The following is an 18096-nucleotide window of genomic DNA, read 5'->3' as shown; positions in this document are numbered from 1 at the left end:
GCAGACTGGCAATTTAAAAAGTGATTATCACTTACGCTTATTTACTAGTATTCCACAATCCGCCCAACGAACTTAGAAGCCCTTCGCTAGCGCCTTGCTTGTTCAAGTAATCCAAGATGACTGGAGCAAACTGACTGATCATAGATGGGTCTAAACCTAACGTATCGAATGCACTTTTGACTGCACTGATATTCTCAATATTTCCTAGTAAGCTTTGTGCTCCTTGCAAGTTTGAAAGTCCAGGAATCAAAGACTGTAATTCACTACTATTTTCTTGCGAAAGCTGGCTTTGAGCCAAAGCGAGTAGCGCACCACTGCCTCCGGCTGCTTGCTCAGTGGATACTGGTAATTGGCTAGTTAGCATGTCTGTTAATGGAGATGACTCGGTGTTCAAGCTGCTGCCGACCATGTCCATCAGGCCACTTTCTTTACTTTTTTGAGTGACTGAATCTAAGAATGCGTGCGCACTACCAATGTTGATTGATAGGAGTGCTAGAGTTAGGAGTGTTTTACGCATAGTACCTCCAAAGGTTGAGCGTTTTTTAAAAGTGATTTTATTTTTAAAGGCTATCAGAGTGAAAGGTTCAGAGGTGAGAAAGTCTATTCAGTTTAGACAAAAAAACGGCGCTAGTGCGCCGTTTTATTTAATCATAATTGAAAATGGTTTCAATTAGATAATATCTAATAGTTCTACTTCGAAAACTAAAGCTGCAAATGGAGGGATAGCCGCACCAGCGCCACGCTCACCGTACGCAAGATCTTGTGGTACGTATAGCTTCCACTTAGAGCCAACAGGCATTAGTTGTAGTGCCTCTACCCAACCTTTGATTACACCTGTAACAGGGAATTCAGCAGGTTGACCGCGAGATACAGAGCTATCGAATACAGTACCGTCAGTTAGCTCACCGTGGTAGTGAACGCGAACTGAGCTTTCTGATGTAGGAACTGCACCAGTACCTTCAGAAATGATTTCGTACTGAAGACCAGAGTCTAGAACGTTAACTTCAGGTCGTAGAGCGTTGTCTTTTAGGAACGCTTCGCCTTCTGCTGCCGCAATTTTTGCTGCTTCTTGGCGAGCTGTTTCTGCACGAGTGTGAAGTTCTTGTAGTGCTTTGTTGATTTCATCAATTTCGATTGATGGCATGTCACCAGTTAGTGCTGTTGCAATACCCGCTGCGATAGCATCAACGCTAAGACCTTCAAGACCAGAGCCTGCAAGTTGCTGACCCATTTGCAGACCAATGCCGTAGCTTGCTTTTTGTTCTGCAGTTTCAAATTTAATTTCAGACATGAATGTCGCTCTTATTAGGAGTGATAAAGGTAACAGGATATCAGTTTCGAGCTTAGGTTTAAATGATTGCGACTGAATGCTTAATTGAGGCGGCCAGGTTGTGACTTATCTCTTACTCCAAGTGAAATTTCTGCTAATTTAATCCCAATTCCATTTTAGTTTGGTGAAAAACATATACTCTCCGCGTCGGTATTTTTATACTGACCGTAGAAGTATTAAGGGACTCATTACAATGAATCGTCGCAGAAAGAAAAAGCAGCAAGTCGACTATGTCGAATTGGTTAAACAAAAATTCGCTGCTATCGACTGGAAGCAGCCGTTCAACAAAGAGCAATGGTTGGAGCGTATACAGCCTGTTAAGCAGTTTTGGTTGCGTCTGCCTAAATTTCATCAGCGTGCTTTGATGGTCTTAGTGCCATTGATTCTGGTACTCCTTGTTATTCCTTTGCCAAATAAAACAGATCAACCAGTTGAGCAGACTGAGGTCGATCATCAACGCGTAGCGATTGAGCTGAACGCGCAGAGTTTAAGCCAGCAGAGAACCTCTCAGAACTCTGGACCGAAATCTGAAGACTGGAAAGAGTACACGGTTAAAAATGGTGATACATTAGCGCAGGTTTTCAGAAGTAATCAGCTCTCTATGGCGGATCTTAGCGCTCTAGTCAAAATAGAAGGCAGTGATAAGCCGCTAAGCCAAATAAAGCAGGGACAGTTGATTCGCTTTAAGCTTAGTGACGAAGGCGAGTTAGATATGCTACAGCTGGAAAAAAGCGGGCGGTCCGTTATGTTTTTCCGTTTATCGGATGGGACCTTTGGACGTAACAAGTAAACGCTTCAAATGAAAAGACGCGAAGATATAGCGTCTTTTTAGTTAGTTTTTCATAGCGATTAGTTTTCATAGTAACCAATCGAGTTGAAGCTTATAGCGCTACGGATTCTTTCCGCATATCCACATGAGGGATACCATCTTCAAGATAGCACTCTGAGATAACCTTGAATCCATGACTAGCATAAAACTGGATGAGGTGTTCTTGAGCACCTATATCTATTGTCTGTCCTGGCCATAATGTTTCGCATTGTGCCAAGGCCTTGTCCAATAATTTATGACCTAAGCCACCGCCTCGCGCGGTCTGCTTTGTCACCACTCGACCAATACTCACATTGTCATACGTAGTGCCTGCGGGCAGTAATCTTGCGCAAGCAACCAGTTCATCACCGTGATAGCCTATTAGATGATAAACGCCTTCCAGCGTGTCCTTACCATCAAGTTCAGGGTAAGGGCAGGTTTGTTCAACAACGAATACATCCACACGCAATTTCATCATTTCATACAGCTGCGTGGTTGTTAGCTGAGCAAAGGGCAAAGTAATCCAAGTGAGCATGTTGTTATCCGTAATGAGAATAGAGTGACTGACTTTACTTTGTTTTGAGCTCATACTCATTAACAAAGGTTAATTAGCACTGGTTTTCCCACCAAATCTGGTGATAATGTGCCCTCTTTCCATCTCACCTGAGGATATCCCCGTGAGCAAACAAACATTCGATCAAGTTGGGCTTAACCCAGCGTTACTCGCCACACTTGATTCCCTGAACTATACCCACATGACGCCAATTCAAGCTTTGAGCTTGCCTGCAATCCTAAAACATCGTGATGTCATCGGGCAGGGTAAAACGGGCTCAGGTAAAACCGCTGCATTTGGTTTAGGGGTTTTATCGAACCTCAACGTCAAACGCTTTCGTGTCCAGTCATTAGTATTGTGTCCAACACGTGAGCTTGCAGATCAAGTAGCGAAGGAAATTCGTACTTTAGGTCGCGGCATTCATAATATTAAAGTGCTTACTCTCTGCGGTGGGATGCCAATGGGGCCACAAATTGGTTCGTTAGAGCATGGTGCGCATATCCTAGTTGGTACTCCTGGTCGTATTTTGGATCACCTTGAGAAAGGCCGAATTGATCTTAGCGAACTGAATACCTTGGTGCTAGATGAAGCTGATCGCATGTTGGACATGGGTTTCCAAGACGCATTAGATGCAATCATCGATGCAGCGCCAAAGCAGCGCCAAACTCTACTTTTCAGTGCTACTTTTCCAGAGAAAATTGAGCAAATTGCGCAGCGTATAATGCAGACACCGGAAGTGATTAAGGTGGAATCGACGCATGATACCTCAAGCATTGCGCAGTACTTCTATAAAGTTGAAGGCTCGGAAGCACGTGATGAAGCGTTGGCGAATTTGCTGCTGACTCACCAGCCAGAGTCCGCGGTGGTTTTTTGTAATACCAAAAAAGAAGTGCAAAGTGTCGCAGATGAGTTGCATCACAAAGGATTCAGCGTTATCGATATCCATGGGGACTTAGAGCAGCGTGAACGCGACCAAGCATTGGTGCAGTTTGCTAACAAGAGTGTGTCTATCCTTGTTGCAACAGACGTTGCGGCGCGTGGCTTAGACGTTGATAATCTTGATGCTGTCTTTAACTTTGAGCTATCACGCGATCCTGAGGTTCATGTGCACCGTATTGGTCGTACAGGTCGTGCGGGTAGTAAAGGTTTAGCGTTTAGCTTTTTTGGTGAGAAAGACGGTTTACGTGTAGCTCGTATTGAAGAATACCTAGAGATGGACGTGGTACCAGCAACATTGCCTGCCAAATCAAATCAGCAGCCATACCAAGCGAAAATGGTGACGATTAACATTGATGGCGGTAAGAAACAGAAAGTACGACCGGGTGATATTTTAGGTTGTTTGACAGGAAAAAATGGTATTCCAGGCTCTCAAGTCGGAAAGATTCACCTATTCCCTGTGCGCGCTTATGTTGCCGTCGAAAAGTCTGTGGCTAAAAAGGCTCTACAAACCATTAGTAACGGCAAGATGAAAGGGCGCCAGTTCCGGGCGCGAATTCTTAAATAGCTCAAATAGCAGAGAAAAAGCTCTTCGTTTGAAGAGCTTTTTTCTTTTTTGAGTTTATTTGAGAGTGTGATCTTTGGTTAAGCGTGCTTTGATTCGACTCAAACTGATTGGCGTAATGCCCAGGTAGGCCGCAATTTGACTATCGGTAATACGTTGCTTTAAATCTGGGTAATGAGCGCAAAATAATTGATATCGTTCCTCTGGAGAGTAGAGCAACATAAAGCGTTCTTTATTCTCTTTATTAACCAGTTGGTTTTCGAGTAGCTTTAAGTAAATGGCGTGCTTTTCTGCTCGCCAGTGATGCAACGTTTCAATTGGCAAGCAAAATAGCTGACAAGCGCTCAGCGTTTCCAATAAGTAAGGCGAAGGTTGGTCCTTTATTATGCTCTCAAACCCGATAACCCAGTCCTTCTCCCAATAAAATTCTTTACTGAATTCTTTGCCGTGCTCCGTGAGATAGCTTGCGTGGCATAACCCCTCAATGATGAAGTAAAGGTGTGAGCTCAACTCCCCTTGGTGATTAAGAATGTGGCGTGTAGGCAGTTCGAGCAACTCACCATTTTCAATAAGTTGGTTTGCTTCTGTCTCTAAAAAGCCATGATTGACTAAGTCTGAAAAAAGATCGATGTGCATGTGATAACTCGGAAACGGTTTTCTTTATTTTAACGGGTTTTATTGATAACAAAAAAGCGGCTCATGAGAGCCGCTTAGTGTTGCTGTCAAATCAACCTTATTTATTCAGATCGATTTGATAAATTGCGAAACCAATGTCGTCTGTTGACACGCGTTTCATTGGGTATTGTCCTTTCTCTTTGATGAACTGCGCCGCTTTATCGCTAGGGGAGGTTTCGAAACGAATATCTAGCTTGTTATCGGACTTAATCGGTGCGAAAGACCAGTTGTTGTCAGCGCTTGGTGTCACTTCTCCTTTTTCTTCACTCACGCGAGAAATATAAGTGGCGACGACAGAGCGGTTTTCATCTGGTGCGTCAAATGCAATGAAATCTGGGCCTGTACCAGGGAAAGTATTGCTATAAGCACGGTAGTTATTGGTTGCGATGATGAAATCTTGCTTCGGATTGACAGGCTTACCATTGAACGTCAGATTCACAATGCGCTGAGAATCTGGATTAATCACTTTACAATCCGCATCGTACTTCGGCGGTTGGGTAACGTCGATTTGGTAGTTAACCCCATCAATAACATCGAAGTTGTACGTACGGAAATTATCCCAATCAATCAAAGATTGCGGTTTAGGATTGTTGATGTCGATGTGGTTGAATTGACCCGCACTGCACTCTAGCCATTCGCGAACTTCTTTACCTTTCACTTTCATCGCAACCAAGGTGTTTGGATATAAGTAAAGATCGGCCGCATTACGGAAGGTGAGCTGACCGGATTCTACTTCTGTAAAGTTATTCGGATCGTTCTTACGACCGCCGACTTTAAATGGTGCTGCCGCACTCAGTACTGGAATGTCAGAAAGGTCTGGGTCGCCTTGAATAAAGCGTTCTACGTAGTCTTTCTGAGCAAGGTTAACGATTTGAATGGTGGGGTCGTCCTGCACTAATGCCAAGAAGCTGTACATGACATCATTTGCTTTGCCGATTGGTTGGTTTACAAATTCACGAGTGCCTTTGTGATCTTCTTCTAACGCTTTCACAATATCTGCATCGGCTTTAGCTAATGACTTCTTATTTACTTTATCGAAGATAGGGCGTGCTTCTGCTTGGCCTTCGACGACTTGCCATCTGCCGTCTTTCTCTTTCAGCATCAAATCCATCACACCTACGTGACTTCCCCAGCGGCCCGGCATCACGGACGTTACACCATTGATGGTCCCTTTATCTATATCAACACCAGGTAGGTTTGCGAAGTCTTTCCCTGGGAAGACGGCGTGAGAGTGGCCAAAAGCAATCGCATCAATACCTTCAACTTCTGTGAGGTAGTAAACAGAGTTTTCAGCGCCTAGTTTGTATGGATCAGTAGAAATGCCTGAGTGTGGAATCGCCACAATAACGTCTGCGCCTTCTTTCTTCATCTGAGGAACCAGCTTTTTCGCTGTCTCAGTGATGTCTTCAGCGAAGACTTTTCCTTCTAGATTCTTCTTATCCCATACCATGATTTGTGGCGGGACGAAGCCGATGTAACCCACTTTGATTTCGTGGCTTTGACCATCAGTGTCTTTGAACGTGTGCGTTTTAATTAGATAAGGTTTGAAGTAGTGCTCGCCTGTCTTCTTGTCGAAAACGTTAGCACTAACATAAGGGAAGTTCGCACCGTCGATAGAGTTTTTCAGGAACTCAAGGCCGTAGTTGAATTCGTGGTTACCAATGTTACCCACATCGTAATCCAACTGGTTCATCGCTTTGTATACCGGGTGGATTTCGCCAGCGTTAATCCCTTTCGCCGCCATGTAATCGCCCATTGGGCTGCCCTGAATTAAATCACCGTTATCTACTAGTACCGTGTTTTCTGTCTCGGACTTAGCTTGTTTCACTATTGTCGCTGCGCGACTTAAACCGATTTGCTGTGATGGTTGGTCTTTGTAGTAATCGTAATCCATCACGTTGGTGTGAATGTCGGTGGTTTCGATAATACGAAGCTTGATGGTATCGGCCATTGTTGGGCCAGCAAGCGTTAGCATGCCACTTAATACTGCGAGGGAAATAGGATGAACTGCCACTTTCATTTGGTGCTCCAATTCAATGATAAGGGGAAATCGCACTGCGTAATGTATCAAACACAGATGCAACTCGATGATAAAGATACAGAAAACTGTGAACATTAATCAGTTTACTGAACCTTATTCATATTAACCGCCGACTTTTTCACGCTTTTGAATGAGACCAAACAAAAACTTCTTAGCAGATTTTTGAATAAAAAATGAAATTTTAGAATTTCAGGTAATATAAACGCCCCGCCATAATGCTTGCATGACGATATCAATGGACGATGAGCAAGCACATGGCAACGAACGATTCAGTCACTTCTTTTCCTAAACCAAAGCCCCGGTTAGTTTCTGACAACCCAGTCGCTGGTGTTACTCGTTTTGCAAAGCAATCGCTACAGCCTGGTGAAGTCGCCTTAGTAGGTGCAGGACCAGGCGATCCTGAACTTCTGACGGTGAAAGCACTGAACTGCTTGCAGCAAGCTGACGTGGTTTTGTACGACTACTTGGTGTCTGAAGAAATCATGGCATTGATTCCAAGCGATACGATTTTGGTGTGCGTTGGGAAGCGAGCTGGGCATCACAGTGTGCCGCAGGAGAAGACGAATCAGCTTTTGGTGGATTTTGCCAAGCAGGGCTACAAAGTAGTGCGCATTAAAGGTGGGGATCCGTTTGTATTTGGTCGTGGTGGTGAAGAGTTAGAAGTGCTTGCTGATGCCGGCGTTCGTTTTCAAGTTGTCCCTGGCATTACCGCAGCAGCTGGCGCAACCGCTTATGCTGGTATTCCACTGACTCATCGTGATTATGCGCAATCGGCCATCTTTGTGACTGGCCACTTGAAAGAAGAAAGTGATGAGATGGATTGGTCCACGTTGGCGCGTGGGAATCAGACTTTAGTGATCTACATGGGGCTGATGAAATCACACTATATTCAGAATCAACTCATTAAGCATGGCCGTTCAGCGTCGACTCCGATTGCCATTATTGAGCGTGGCACGCAGATTCAACAAAAAGTATTTACGGGAGAACTCTCCCAACTCTCTGATTTATCGAAGGAAGCACAATCGCCATCTTTGATTGTTGTCGGAGAGGTAGTGCGACTGTCTCAAAAGTTAGACTGGTTTTTGTCTAGTACTGAATTCAACAAAAGTGCTATTGCCAACTCCATATAATTTCAGACCAAAGATTAGAGACGTAATGCGCCTTCAAGCTTAAAAAGGAAATACAAAACATGGACCAACAACGTTTAACTCACCTTAAACAACTCGAAGCGGAGAGTATCCATATTATCCGCGAAGTTGCGGCTGAGTTTGATAACCCAGTCATGATGTATTCGATTGGTAAAGACTCATCAGTGATGCTGCACCTAGCGCGTAAAGCTTTTTACCCAGGTAAGATTCCATTTCCATTGCTGCATGTCGACACCGATTGGAAGTTCCGCGAGATGATTGAATTTCGTGATCGCACCGCGGCCAAATACGGTTTTGAGCTTTTGGTACATAAGAATCCAGAAGGTCTAGCCATGGGCTGTAGTCCGTTTGTTCATGGTTCTTCTAAGCACACTGACATCATGAAGACTCAAGGCTTAAAACAAGCGCTGAACAAGTACGGTTTTGATGCGGCCTTTGGTGGTGCGCGCCGCGACGAAGAGAAATCACGGGCGAAAGAGCGCGTGTATTCATTCCGCGATAAGAACCATACATGGGATCCTAAAAACCAACGTCCTGAGCTATGGAAGACGTACAACGGCCAGGTCAATAAGGGTGAGAGCATTCGTGTATTCCCGCTGTCTAACTGGACTGAGCTTGATATCTGGCAATACATCTATTTAGAAAACATCGAGATCGTGCCGCTTTACCTCGCGGACAAACGCCCAGTTGTTGAACGCGATGGCATGCTGATCATGGTTGATGATGATCGTATGGAGCTTCAACCGGGTGAAGTGATTGAAGAGAAGAGTGTGCGCTTCCGTACCCTTGGTTGTTATCCATTGACCGGGGCCATCGAGTCTGAAGCAAACACTTTAACTGGCATTATTGAAGAGATGCTAGTGGCAACGTCGAGTGAGCGCCAAGGCCGAGCGATCGACCACGATCAGTCAGGATCGATGGAGCTTAAGAAACGTCAAGGTTACTTCTAAAGGATCTAAGGAAAGATAATGAACAGTGCAGTTGAAGCTCAATTAGCCGAGCTTGGTATCGAAGGCTATTTAACACAACACCAGTACAAGTCGTTACTTAGATTCTTGACTTGTGGCTCGGTGGATGACGGTAAAAGTACATTAATCGGTCGCTTACTCCATGACTCAAAACAAATTTATGAAGATCAGCTAGCGGCAGTGCATTCAGACAGCCAACGTGTGGGCACCACGGGTGAAAAACCTGACCTTGCGTTGTTGGTCGATGGCTTACAAGCTGAGCGCGAGCAGGGGATCACGATTGATGTAGCTTACCGCTATTTCTCGACGCAGAAACGTAAATTCATCATTGCAGATACTCCTGGACACGAGCAGTACACACGTAACATGGCTACAGGTGCATCGACATGTGACTTAGCTGTGATTCTGGTTGATGCACGTAAGGGCATTCTCGATCAAACTCGTCGTCACTCTTTCATTTCCAACCTGTTGGGCTTGAAGCACTTTGTTGTCGCGATCAACAAGATGGACTTAGTGGATTACTCCCAAGAGCGCTTTGAAGAGATCCGCGATGAGTATCTGAAGTTCTCTGAGAATCTGACAGGGGATATTGATATTCAAATCATCCCGATCTCAGCGCTTGAAGGGGACAATGTGGTGGATAAAGGCCAAAACCTGACTTGGTTTAAAGGCCCATCATTGCTTGAGCTTCTTGAAACGGTCGATGTGGATCAAGAAAAAGGCGCGGGTGAATTCCGCTTCCCTGTGCAATACGTTAATCGTCCTAACCTCGATTTCCGTGGTTTTGCGGGGACCATTTCTTCTGGTTCGATCAAAGTCGGTGATGCCATTAAAGCATTGCCATCGGGTAAAACGTCAACTGTGGCTCGTATTGTGACCTTTGATGGTGATATCGAAGAAGCTCGTGCCGGATTAGCTGTCACTCTGACGCTAAGCGATGAGATCGATATTAGCCGTGGCGATTTGATTGTTCTAGATAATGCTCAAGTGGAAACCACAAACCATTTGCTTGCCGATGTGGTATGGATGACAGAGCACCCCCTGCAACCGGGTCGTGACTATGACATCAAAATCGCAGGTAAGAAAACCGTAGGTCATGTTGAAGCGATTCGTCATCAATATGACATTAATAATCTCTCGACTCATAGCTCGGCAGAGCTGCCATTGAATGGTATTGGTTTGTGTGAATGGTCTCTTAATGAGTCAGTCGCGCTGGACAATTATCAAGACTGTGCAGATACCGGTGGCTTTATCATTATCGATCGTCTGACAAACGTGACGGTTGGTGCTGGCATGGTTAAAGAGAGCCTCGCCGTGGTTGAGCGCGATTTGACGGGCATCTCTGCGTTTGAAGTTGAGCTTAATGCGCTTGTCCGTAAACACTTCCCACACTGGGAAGCAAAAGACGTCAGCCAGTTTCTGAAAAAGTAACTGGCTTACCCAAGTACGATAATTTCAGGCTCTGTCTGCTGTTGTACTTGGGGCGTCGCTACCTAACTGAATTGCGAAATGTCGTTAGGTATTCTCCTAATACCAGAATGCTTCGGTGGAGCCCAAGAAAACCGAGCATTCTGATGTTCTTTTCGCTTGCGCTGATTTTTGTCTGTTTACTCGTTTGTCGGTGTTTCATGGATAAATGAGTCGTTGTTGTGCCCTTTGGGGCTATTTGGTAAGGAAAGGCTATGTGGGAACAAGGGTTTGTGTTAGCGATTTTGCTTGGCATTATCACTTGCTTGCTTGTCACGAAAATTAAGCCTAGTTACGTCTTTGCGGGTGCCGCTTTTATTGCATTCATGGCTGGGATGATGGATTCAGCCACTATCGCATCCAATTTTACCAACTCTTCATTGTTAACCCTGGTTCTATTGATTCTTGCATCCTGTGCTCTAGAAAAAACACTGCTGATCAGTTGGGTGAGCCGAAGTATCTCTGAGGGTCAGTTAGGCAGCGTGATTGCTAAGCTCGGTGTGTCGACCGCCTTGCTTTCTTCATTTACGAATAATACCGCTGTGGTTGTCTCATTGATTGGGGCGATTAAGCGTAATCAGCAGCATGCACCTTCGAAATTACTTATTCCCTTGTCTTATGCCGCCATTTTTGGTGGCACGTTAACTTTGATTGGTACGTCGACTAACTTAATCATCAACAGCTTTGTCGAAGACGCAGGCTTACCGAGCCTGAGCTTTTTTACACCTACGATGATAGGTTTGGCTGTGCTGGTGGGAGGGATGCTGATTCTTATCCCACTGAGCTACTTGCTACCGAATTATGATGATCAAAGTCAAGAAGATTTACCTTACTTTCTTGAGTCTCGCGTTGAGCCAGGCTCACCGCTAGTTGGGCGTACGATCAGCGAGAATAATTTACGTGCGCTGCGCAAACTGTTTCTTGCAGAAGTGGTGCGCGATGGTGTTACTGTTTCTTCTGTGGGACCGGATTTTGTGCTCAATGCAAAAGACCGCCTGTTATTTTGTGGCGATGTTGAGAGCGTCGCGACCCTGCAAGAAATTCCGGGCCTCAAGTTGTTTGGTCAGCAGCACTTAAATGGGCAAAACTTTATCGAAGTTGTGGTGAGCTCGTCGGCGACATTTTGCTACAAAACCCTCAAAGAGAGCCGATTCCGCGACCGATTCGATGCCGTTGTTGTGGCGATTCGCCGAGGCCACGAACGCCTAGAAGGTGGCTTGGGTAGTATTACCTTAGCGCCAGGAGACACGTTAGTTCTGGTTCCAGGAAAGCGTTTTGAGTCTGAACGCCGAGCTCATCGTAAAGAGTTTGTTTTAGTGCATGACTTGGACTCTAGCGCTCGGCTTGATACGAATAAGTCTTCTATTGTATTACTGGGCTTTGCAGCCGTAATTGGATGCGCTCTATTAGAGTTAGTACCGATTATTAAAGGTCTAGCTGCGTACCTTATCGCGCTTATTGCGTTTGGTATTGTGCAGGTTTCAGAACTGCGCCGCCGTTTTCCGATCGATATCGTCGTGATTGTCGGTTCCGCTTTGTCTATTGCTCAACTGATGATCTCTTCTGGATTGTCAGAAAGAATGGGAGTGATGTTTATTGAAGCGTTTAATGGCTGGGGAGTATTTGGTGCCTTGGTGGCGACTTATATCATGACATTGGTACTCACTGAATTGGTGACAAACAATGCCGCGGCTGCGCTTTCTTTTCCTATTGGCTATAGCATGGCGGTCGGTTATGGCGTTGATCCGATGCCATTCATTATGGCGGTCTTGTTTGGCGCCAGTGCGAGCTTTATTTCTCCCTACGGTTATCAAACCAACTTACTGGTGTACAGCGTAGGAAATTATAAATTGACCGACTATGTGAGAATTGGTGTGCCGATTTCGATTGTGTACTCTGTATTAGTACTTACTTTGATTCCGGTCTTCTTCCCGTTTTAATTCCGATATTTACAAGGATACGTTATGACTGCCGAAACGACGGTAAAAGATGAAAATATTGTTTGGCACCAGCATTCGGTCGATAAACAGTTTCGTGCTGAATTAAAGAAGCAAAAACCTGCCGTATTGTGGTTTACTGGCTTATCTGGAGCGGGTAAATCAACCATAGCAGGGGCGTTGGAAAATCGCCTTGCAACATTGGGTTACCACACCTATTTATTGGATGGTGACAATGTGCGACATGGCCTGTGTAGCGATTTGGGCTTTTCTGAACAGGATCGTCGCGAGAACATTCGTCGTATTGGTGAACTGGCTAAACTGATGGCGGATGCAGGCTTAATTGTGTTGTCGGCGTTCATTTCACCGCATCGTGCAGAGCGACAGCTAGTGCGCGACTTATTGCCAGAAGGTGAGTTTATCGAAGTGTTCGTCAATGCATCTCTAGAAGTCTGCGAAGGTCGCGATCCTAAAGGTTTGTACCGCAAAGCACGTGCGGGAGAAATTCCTAACTTCACTGGTATTGATTCTGAATATCAAGCACCGAAGAATCCGGAAGTCGATTTACCAGCGGGCGAAAAAAGCGTCGATGAGCTGGTGGACTTGTGCTTGGAAGCGCTTAAGTCGCGTGCAGTGATCCGATAAATAAGCATTTGGATCATTGGTGACCTCAAGCTCTTTGAGCGGCTTAAGAAGCATTTAGATCATGGGTGGTCAAATGCTTCTCGAACTGCCTACACGGTATGATGAACCGTACTTTTAGCGTCACTATGGACACTAAATCTATGATTTAAAAGCGCAAGCATTTGATCGTAGTATTCGGCATGTGGTTTGTTTCCGAGCAAGGTACAGAGCTCATTGCCTGTGGGTGTGAAGCGGTAATATAAAAGGCGGACACCTTTACTGTTTACGTTCAGTGACAAGTTTTTACCTTGGTAGGTGAGGACCAACGGTGTCTCGATACTAATTTCGCCAGATTCAAGTTCGGCACTGTGCAGCAGCCCTAATTCAAATAAGAGCAACAAGCTTGAATACGGCAGTTGAAAACTTCCCATATTTAGGCTGTTGGCGACGTCTCGCTTGCCGAAGCTAAATATTCCTCCTTGCGCTTTGTAACCAATCAGCAGTTTTCTGCTGTGATCCCCTCCAAAACTGCACGCTAAAGAGGCGGCTCTTTGCAGAGTTTGTGCTTCCTTTGGTGACATATCTTTGAGGGTTTTCAACGCTTTCATGGACGTTGAACCCGGATTGGTCACTTCACGCTTCATCACTTGAGCCCATAGCTTTTGCATCGCGCTGTTATGGATGTCTTGAGCCATCTCAAAAAATCGATGCAACCAATCTTGGTCTGGCTCTCCCGCTGTCTCATCTCGGCATGAACTGTGCGCTAATTTTAAAATCTGTTCTAAGTTTTTTTGTCGCTGTTCTTGGCGTCTTTGCTCTCGCAATTGGGCTCTTTCAAACGCAGATTTGGCTGGCGGTTCGGTTTGCAGTAAGGCGTCAAGACCGTGTATTTGGGCAATGGTTTTTACCTTACTAGCACTGTCTTTTATGTAGCCTTGTTTCTTTTCTTGTTGCGTATTTTTTTTTGTGTCTGACTGATGTTCGATGACAACAGGTTGCTTTGTCGGGTCTGCCATTCGTTTTCCTACCAAGAACTGCGCGGTTCGCACGTTTAAATTTACACCTTATCTGACCAAGCGACCAGACAGGAGTTCTCAGTTTTTGAACGAATAGGGCTATTCAAAATGATAATGAGTTGTTAAAATTGTTATCGTTATTTTGGAGGGGCTATGAAGTTCTCAGAAGCAGGTAAACTCAAAAAGCACCTGTCGATAGCGTTTCTTTTGGTTATTTATGTGGGCGTGTTAGCGTATTTATCTCGTTATATCGTGTAGCACAAAGCTAAAAAAGGCGCCAGTGTGACGCCTTAGGTGTAGCGAGGCTTATCGACGACTTAAATTACATATCGTCGTAGGCTTCTATTTCTGATCCCTCAATAACGTAAGCCGTTTCTGCCAGTTCGTGGTTTATCGTCTCGGTTTTCAACGTTCCAACCACATATATAACATCCCACAACTCTTGAACAGGCGCGCCTTTCGGAAACTTCACGTAAATGATCTGGTTTGGAGGCGGTGGTGGCACGTGAATACAAGCTCCAAAATATGGCACCAATAAAAATTCGGTGACGGTATCGGCATCACCTTCAAGTGGGATAACAAACCCCGGAATTTTAACTTGGCTTCCGTTCAGTTCTGGTCGAACGTTACCAATCTTGGACTGCTGGGCTGCGCCACCACTGTGATCAGATGCGGGCATGCCTATACTGTCGAACAATTTACGCTCTTTTTCTGGAACAAGGTCAATCCAGTCAAGCTTTAATGGTTCTTCGCTGGCCATAACAGGCGCTGTGAATGCGACGACCAGCAAGCAACTTGCGAGTATTTTTTTCCACATTTTATTAAATCCTTATTGTCATTCCGTCACTCAGTGACTGTCGGTAGGCGCGGAGTGCGGGAATGAAACCAATCACAATACCAGCGCATTGTACGAAACCTAATAGCATCCACTCATAAGTAGATAAGATGCTTAAGGTGAGATGTATTCCATAGTGCTGTTGGATGATCGGCTGCGCGATAGCAAGAATGGCATACAGCCCAGTAACGCCAGTAATAATACCAGCAGCAGTAAGCAAGCTAGCTTCACTAATTAAGAGTGAGAAAACATGACGAGGCCTTGCTCCCATGGCACGCAAAATCGCCATTTCACGGCGGCGTTCCTGTAGGCTAGTTAATAGACTGCTTAACATACCTAACAACCCTGCAATCACGACAAAACCAGATACTGCCATTAGGGCTTGCTCTGCAACCGACATCATTCCCCATAACTCATGCAACGCAACGCCGGGCATAATGGCGCTAAGCGGCTCTTTGGGGTAGGTGTTAATTTGTCTTTGCAGGGCGAAAGTTTGAATACGAGATTTCAAACCAACGAGCATAGCGGTAATTTGTTTGGGCTGAAAGTCTCTGTTTTTGAGATCTTGTGCCTTGGGTGTCGGGCCCAAACGCGCACCACTTTCCCACCCAACGTGAATGGCTTCGATGGCTTCCAATGATACATGGACAGTTTTGTCGACTGGTGTTCCTGTAGGTGCAAGGATACCGACAACTTTAAATGGCAGATTGTCATGACGGCTAAAGCCAACGTCGCTAATGCCGTGGGCAATGATGATTTCGCTACCGATATCATAACCAAGTTGTTTAGCGACATCAGAACCTAGTACGGTTTCAAATAAACCATTGAATTCTCTACCCTTGCTGAATGTTAGTGGTTGCTTACTTCCAAACTTGTAATGCTCAAAGTAACTGTGATTGGTTCCCATAACTCGGAAGCCTTTATGCGAGTCGCCAAGCGAGATTGGAATAGCCCAATCGACTGAACGATGATTGGCAAACTCTTGGTAGCTTTTCCAATCGATGTTGTTGGTCGCATTACCAATACGAAACACAGAATAGAGCAATAGGTTCACTTGCCCAGAGCGTCCACCAATAATGAGGTCTGTGCCTGAAATTGTATTGGCGAAGCTATCCTTGGCTTGAGTTCGGATACGCTCGACGCCCAAGAGGAGTACCACTGAAATCGCAACGGTCATGATGGTTAGAATTGCCGTCGCTTTGCGGTTCATCAAGCTCTTCCAGGCGAGCTTTACAACAGCACTCATGATATGGCTCCTAGGCTAGATACTTGATTAATGTCGGGTAGATTGAGCGTGCGATCGAATAAGGGTTCGAGTGTTGGGTCGTGGCTAACGAATACCAGTGTGGCATTGGCTTGATTCGCTTGCTCCATGAGGAGCTCAATAAATGCCTTACGATTGTCATAGTCTAAAGCTGAGGTTGGTTCGTCAGCGATCACTAACTCTGGATGTCCTATTAGAGCTCGAGCCGCAGCCACACGTTGTTGTTGACCAATACTCAATTCAGAGACAGGGCGTGTATGAAGCTCGTTTGGCAAGTGCAGTCGTTCTAGTAGGGCCTGAGCCTGTTCATTTAACGTTTGAGATGAGGCACCTAAATGGGCACGGTCACGTCGTATTTTACTGAACTGACATGGCAATAATACGTTTTCAAGTACGTTAAGGTACGGCAATAAATTGAACTGTTGAAAGATGTAGCCAATATGATTGGCGCGAAAGCGGTCTCTCTGACTGGCACTTAAACTAGCAAGGTCAGTATCGAGTACAGATAGAGAGCCTGAAGTTAATGTGTTAATCCCCGTCAACAAAGCGAGCAAGGTCGATTTACCGCAGCCACTTGGACCTTTGATAAACACATGTTCGCCTTGTGTAATGTGTAATTTGGGGATGTGGATGGTCGCGTTGGTTGAACCGGGCCAGAAAAATTGGGCATCCTCTAGCTCGACAACATTTGGTGTGGTTTCAGTCATATTAAATCACCAAAGCTGTGGCGTGTAAGTGGGTACTTACACGCCACTCGTGTTATTTGATTACGATTTGGGTGTTATCTTTGCTTAATTTAATTGCTGATTGCATGGTATCAGTGAATATATTGACGCTGATGGACTCTGTAGTTGGGAATTGGTTAAACCAATCGGTTTGGATTTGGCTAAGCTGATTAACTTGTTCGCAATTGAAGCGATATTGCACCGAAAATTCACCGTGACCGCCATGATCGTGCGCCTCATCATGATCGTCATGGTGGTCATGTTTATCATGATGTTCATTATGATCATGGTGTTCGTGTCCTTCATGATCGTGATGTGCATGGTCATCATGGTCGTGCTCACTATGATCATGTTCCTCATGAGTTTCGCTTAGGTTGTGGCTCACGTAAGCTTCTTCAATATTACAATCAGCTTGTGAGTTAATAGCGAACAATGCGTTGCTGTCTTCGAGTGTAGCGACGGCTTGTTTAAGCGCTTGCTCTTGTTGTGCGTTTTCTGGAGCATGTTCGAAACCCACAACATCAGCTCCAGGAGCTGTGATCTCTACTAACAGATCTTTGCCATCTTGGGCGATATTAAACTCGACGTGACCATGCACATGAGCACCATGCTGGCGGTATTCGTTTGCATTCGCTGCTGTCGATAAAGTGAGGCCAATAGCAAGGGCTAAAACGTGTTTTGATGACATTGTATTTTTCCTAATTTTACTGGCATTAACCAAAGGCGGTATTGCTCAGATTCGAGTTTCACTAAGTTATTGTTCCCTGACACACTAGGTGCGGAAATGAACTCAATAATTTTGAGTGTGGAATAGTTTGGAAATTAAGCAAAATAAGGAGGGGCACGAGCAGCGCCAAGAACTTCTTCGCCGTACACGAGATGCAAAAAAACATGATGATGCTGGGCGCGCGTAAAAGTCGGTGTAGAGAGGGTAGGTTGTACCTTTGCTATACCGTGCTGAACACCAGAAAATAATTGGCAATGATGATGGGTATGATGGTCGGGCGTCAGATCGACTTGATGAAGTACAACCGCAAAGTTCCAAGCGATCAGCAACGCAACACTGAAAAATAAAGCAGTGCGATACCAATATCTTAGTGTTTTTTGCTGGTGGTGGTACATCTGAGCTCCTCTTACCGACTGTTATAATATAACACCCATAATGAATAAAAGTTCACTCTTTTGTTGGCTAGCAGAAAAATTT

18 protein-coding genes are annotated in these 18096 nt (G+C 45.1%); 7 read left to right on the top strand and 11 right to left on the bottom strand.

The window, feature by feature from the left end; genetic code table 11:
* Positions 1–37: 37 nt before the first annotated feature.
* Together NL643_RS06525 and NL643_RS06520 are read right to left on the bottom strand one after the other, a co-directional pair.
* On the bottom strand, positions 38–517 hold the full coding sequence (locus NL643_RS06525; RefSeq protein WP_017820297.1) for a DUF2780 domain-containing protein: 480 nt from the start codon (positions 515–517) through the stop codon (positions 38–40).
* A gap of 153 nt (positions 518–670) precedes the next feature.
* Positions 671–1291 (bottom strand): FKBP-type peptidyl-prolyl cis-trans isomerase, encoded by a 621-nt coding sequence (locus NL643_RS06520; protein ID WP_253644117.1) that lies wholly within the window; start codon positions 1289–1291, stop codon positions 671–673.
* Between the two features lie 232 nt (positions 1292–1523).
* Here NL643_RS06520 and NL643_RS06515 point away from each other — a divergent pair, with 232 nt between their 5' ends.
* Entirely contained in the window at positions 1524–2120 is a 597-nt protein-coding gene (locus tag NL643_RS06515) for a LysM-like peptidoglycan-binding domain-containing protein (RefSeq protein ID WP_017820296.1), read from the top strand.
* A gap of 91 nt (positions 2121–2211) precedes the next feature.
* Here NL643_RS06515 and NL643_RS06510 read toward each other — a convergent pair whose 3' ends face one another.
* The gene (locus tag NL643_RS06510; RefSeq protein WP_017820295.1) at positions 2212–2673 is read right to left on the bottom strand and encodes a GNAT family N-acetyltransferase; all 462 of its coding nucleotides are present in this window, start codon (positions 2671–2673) and stop codon (positions 2212–2214) included.
* Between the two features lie 142 nt (positions 2674–2815).
* Between NL643_RS06510 and dbpA the strand changes: the two genes are divergently transcribed.
* Complete coding sequence (dbpA, locus tag NL643_RS06505) at positions 2816–4195, top strand: ATP-dependent RNA helicase DbpA (RefSeq protein WP_005379583.1); 1380 nt, start codon at positions 2816–2818, stop codon at positions 4193–4195.
* A gap of 54 nt (positions 4196–4249) precedes the next feature.
* On the opposite strand, the gene NL643_RS06500 is transcribed toward dbpA, so the two are convergent.
* Positions 4250–4828, bottom strand: a complete 579-nt coding sequence (locus NL643_RS06500) for a Crp/Fnr family transcriptional regulator (RefSeq protein WP_005379584.1) — start codon at positions 4826–4828, stop codon at positions 4250–4252.
* A gap of 97 nt (positions 4829–4925) precedes the next feature.
* Positions 4926–6887 (bottom strand): 2',3'-cyclic-nucleotide 2'-phosphodiesterase, encoded by a 1962-nt coding sequence (cpdB, locus tag NL643_RS06495; RefSeq protein WP_047101902.1) that lies wholly within the window; start codon positions 6885–6887, stop codon positions 4926–4928.
* Positions 6888–7162: 275 nt separating this feature from the next.
* On the opposite strand from cpdB, the gene cobA reads away from it, so the two are divergent.
* The 5 genes from cobA (at position 7163) to cysC (ending at position 13073) form a co-directional block, all read left to right on the top strand.
* A complete protein-coding gene (cobA, locus tag NL643_RS06490) occupies positions 7163–8038 on the top strand; it encodes a uroporphyrinogen-III C-methyltransferase (protein ID WP_031780800.1) in 876 nt (291 codons plus the stop codon).
* A 59-nt stretch (positions 8039–8097) separates the two neighbouring features.
* A complete protein-coding gene (gene cysD / locus NL643_RS06485) occupies positions 8098–9006 on the top strand; it encodes a sulfate adenylyltransferase subunit CysD (RefSeq protein WP_005379592.1) in 909 nt (302 codons plus the stop codon).
* Between the two features lie 18 nt (positions 9007–9024).
* Positions 9025–10455: a sulfate adenylyltransferase subunit CysN gene (gene cysN, locus NL643_RS06480; protein WP_047101905.1), complete on the top strand. Its 1431-nt coding sequence runs from the start codon at positions 9025–9027 to the stop codon at positions 10453–10455.
* Positions 10456–10706: 251 nt separating this feature from the next.
* Positions 10707–12431: an SLC13 family permease gene (locus tag NL643_RS06475; protein WP_253644116.1), complete on the top strand. Its 1725-nt coding sequence runs from the start codon at positions 10707–10709 to the stop codon at positions 12429–12431.
* A gap of 24 nt (positions 12432–12455) precedes the next feature.
* The gene (gene cysC, locus NL643_RS06470; RefSeq protein WP_139060150.1) at positions 12456–13073 is read left to right on the top strand and encodes an adenylyl-sulfate kinase; all 618 of its coding nucleotides are present in this window, start codon (positions 12456–12458) and stop codon (positions 13071–13073) included.
* Between the two features lie 89 nt (positions 13074–13162).
* Here cysC and NL643_RS06465 read toward each other — a convergent pair whose 3' ends face one another.
* The 6 genes from NL643_RS06465 to NL643_RS06440 all read right to left on the bottom strand — a co-directional run bounded on the left by NL643_RS06465 (position 13163) and on the right by NL643_RS06440 (position 18014).
* Entirely contained in the window at positions 13163–14068 is a 906-nt protein-coding gene (locus NL643_RS06465; RefSeq protein WP_253644115.1) for a TIGR03899 family protein, read from the bottom strand.
* Between the two features lie 322 nt (positions 14069–14390).
* Positions 14391–14885 (bottom strand): DUF3299 domain-containing protein, encoded by a 495-nt coding sequence (locus NL643_RS06460; RefSeq protein WP_005379600.1) that lies wholly within the window; start codon positions 14883–14885, stop codon positions 14391–14393.
* Between the two features lie 4 nt (positions 14886–14889).
* The gene (locus NL643_RS06455; protein WP_005379602.1) at positions 14890–16149 is read right to left on the bottom strand and encodes an ABC transporter permease; all 1260 of its coding nucleotides are present in this window, start codon (positions 16147–16149) and stop codon (positions 14890–14892) included.
* Complete coding sequence (locus NL643_RS06450) at positions 16146–16874, bottom strand: ABC transporter ATP-binding protein (protein WP_042522447.1); 729 nt, start codon at positions 16872–16874, stop codon at positions 16146–16148. The genes NL643_RS06455 and NL643_RS06450 overlap by 4 nt, the downstream gene beginning before the upstream one ends.
* Before the next feature lie 52 nt (positions 16875–16926).
* The gene (locus NL643_RS06445; protein WP_085569684.1) at positions 16927–17580 is read right to left on the bottom strand and encodes a DUF2796 domain-containing protein; all 654 of its coding nucleotides are present in this window, start codon (positions 17578–17580) and stop codon (positions 16927–16929) included.
* Positions 17581–17714: 134 nt separating this feature from the next.
* The gene (locus NL643_RS06440; protein WP_005379608.1) at positions 17715–18014 is read right to left on the bottom strand and encodes a DUF2607 family protein; all 300 of its coding nucleotides are present in this window, start codon (positions 18012–18014) and stop codon (positions 17715–17717) included.
* Positions 18015–18096 lie beyond the last annotated feature (82 nt).

This window comes from Vibrio sp. Y42_MX_L11, assembly GCF_024181785.1.
In the GTDB taxonomy this organism is placed as follows: domain Bacteria; phylum Pseudomonadota; class Gammaproteobacteria; order Enterobacterales; family Vibrionaceae; genus Vibrio; species Vibrio diabolicus.
The sequence above is the reverse complement of the archived record's forward strand: the minus strand, read 5'-3'. Positions and strand labels throughout refer to the sequence as shown.

Excerpts from the sequence above, each read along its gene's own strand:
- NL643_RS06525 (WP_017820297.1), bottom strand. The coding sequence starts at position 517 with ATGCGTAAAACACTCCTAACTCTAGCACTCCTATCAATCAACATTGGT.
- NL643_RS06520 (WP_253644117.1), bottom strand. The coding sequence starts at position 1,291 with ATGTCTGAAATTAAATTTGAAACTGCAGAACAAAAAGCAAGCTACGGC.
- NL643_RS06515 (WP_017820296.1), top strand. The coding sequence starts at position 1,524 with ATGAATCGTCGCAGAAAGAAAAAGCAGCAAGTCGACTATGTCGAATTG.
- NL643_RS06510 (WP_017820295.1), bottom strand. The coding sequence starts at position 2,673 with ATGCTCACTTGGATTACTTTGCCCTTTGCTCAGCTAACAACCACGCAG.
- NL643_RS06500 (WP_005379584.1), bottom strand. The coding sequence starts at position 4,828 with ATGCACATCGATCTTTTTTCAGACTTAGTCAATCATGGCTTTTTAGAG.
- cpdB (WP_047101902.1), bottom strand. The coding sequence starts at position 6,887 with ATGAAAGTGGCAGTTCATCCTATTTCCCTCGCAGTATTAAGTGGCATG.
- cobA (WP_031780800.1), top strand. The coding sequence starts at position 7,163 with ATGGCAACGAACGATTCAGTCACTTCTTTTCCTAAACCAAAGCCCCGG.
- cysD (WP_005379592.1), top strand. The coding sequence starts at position 8,098 with ATGGACCAACAACGTTTAACTCACCTTAAACAACTCGAAGCGGAGAGT.
- cysN (WP_047101905.1), top strand. The coding sequence starts at position 9,025 with ATGAACAGTGCAGTTGAAGCTCAATTAGCCGAGCTTGGTATCGAAGGC.
- NL643_RS06475 (WP_253644116.1), top strand. The coding sequence starts at position 10,707 with ATGTGGGAACAAGGGTTTGTGTTAGCGATTTTGCTTGGCATTATCACT.
- cysC (WP_139060150.1), top strand. The coding sequence starts at position 12,456 with ATGACTGCCGAAACGACGGTAAAAGATGAAAATATTGTTTGGCACCAG.
- NL643_RS06465 (WP_253644115.1), bottom strand. The coding sequence starts at position 14,068 with ATGGCAGACCCGACAAAGCAACCTGTTGTCATCGAACATCAGTCAGAC.
- NL643_RS06460 (WP_005379600.1), bottom strand. The coding sequence starts at position 14,885 with ATGTGGAAAAAAATACTCGCAAGTTGCTTGCTGGTCGTCGCATTCACA.
- NL643_RS06455 (WP_005379602.1), bottom strand. The coding sequence starts at position 16,149 with ATGAGTGCTGTTGTAAAGCTCGCCTGGAAGAGCTTGATGAACCGCAAA.
- NL643_RS06450 (WP_042522447.1), bottom strand. The coding sequence starts at position 16,874 with ATGACTGAAACCACACCAAATGTTGTCGAGCTAGAGGATGCCCAATTT.
- NL643_RS06445 (WP_085569684.1), bottom strand. The coding sequence starts at position 17,580 with ATGTCATCAAAACACGTTTTAGCCCTTGCTATTGGCCTCACTTTATCG.
- NL643_RS06440 (WP_005379608.1), bottom strand. The coding sequence starts at position 18,014 with ATGTACCACCACCAGCAAAAAACACTAAGATATTGGTATCGCACTGCT.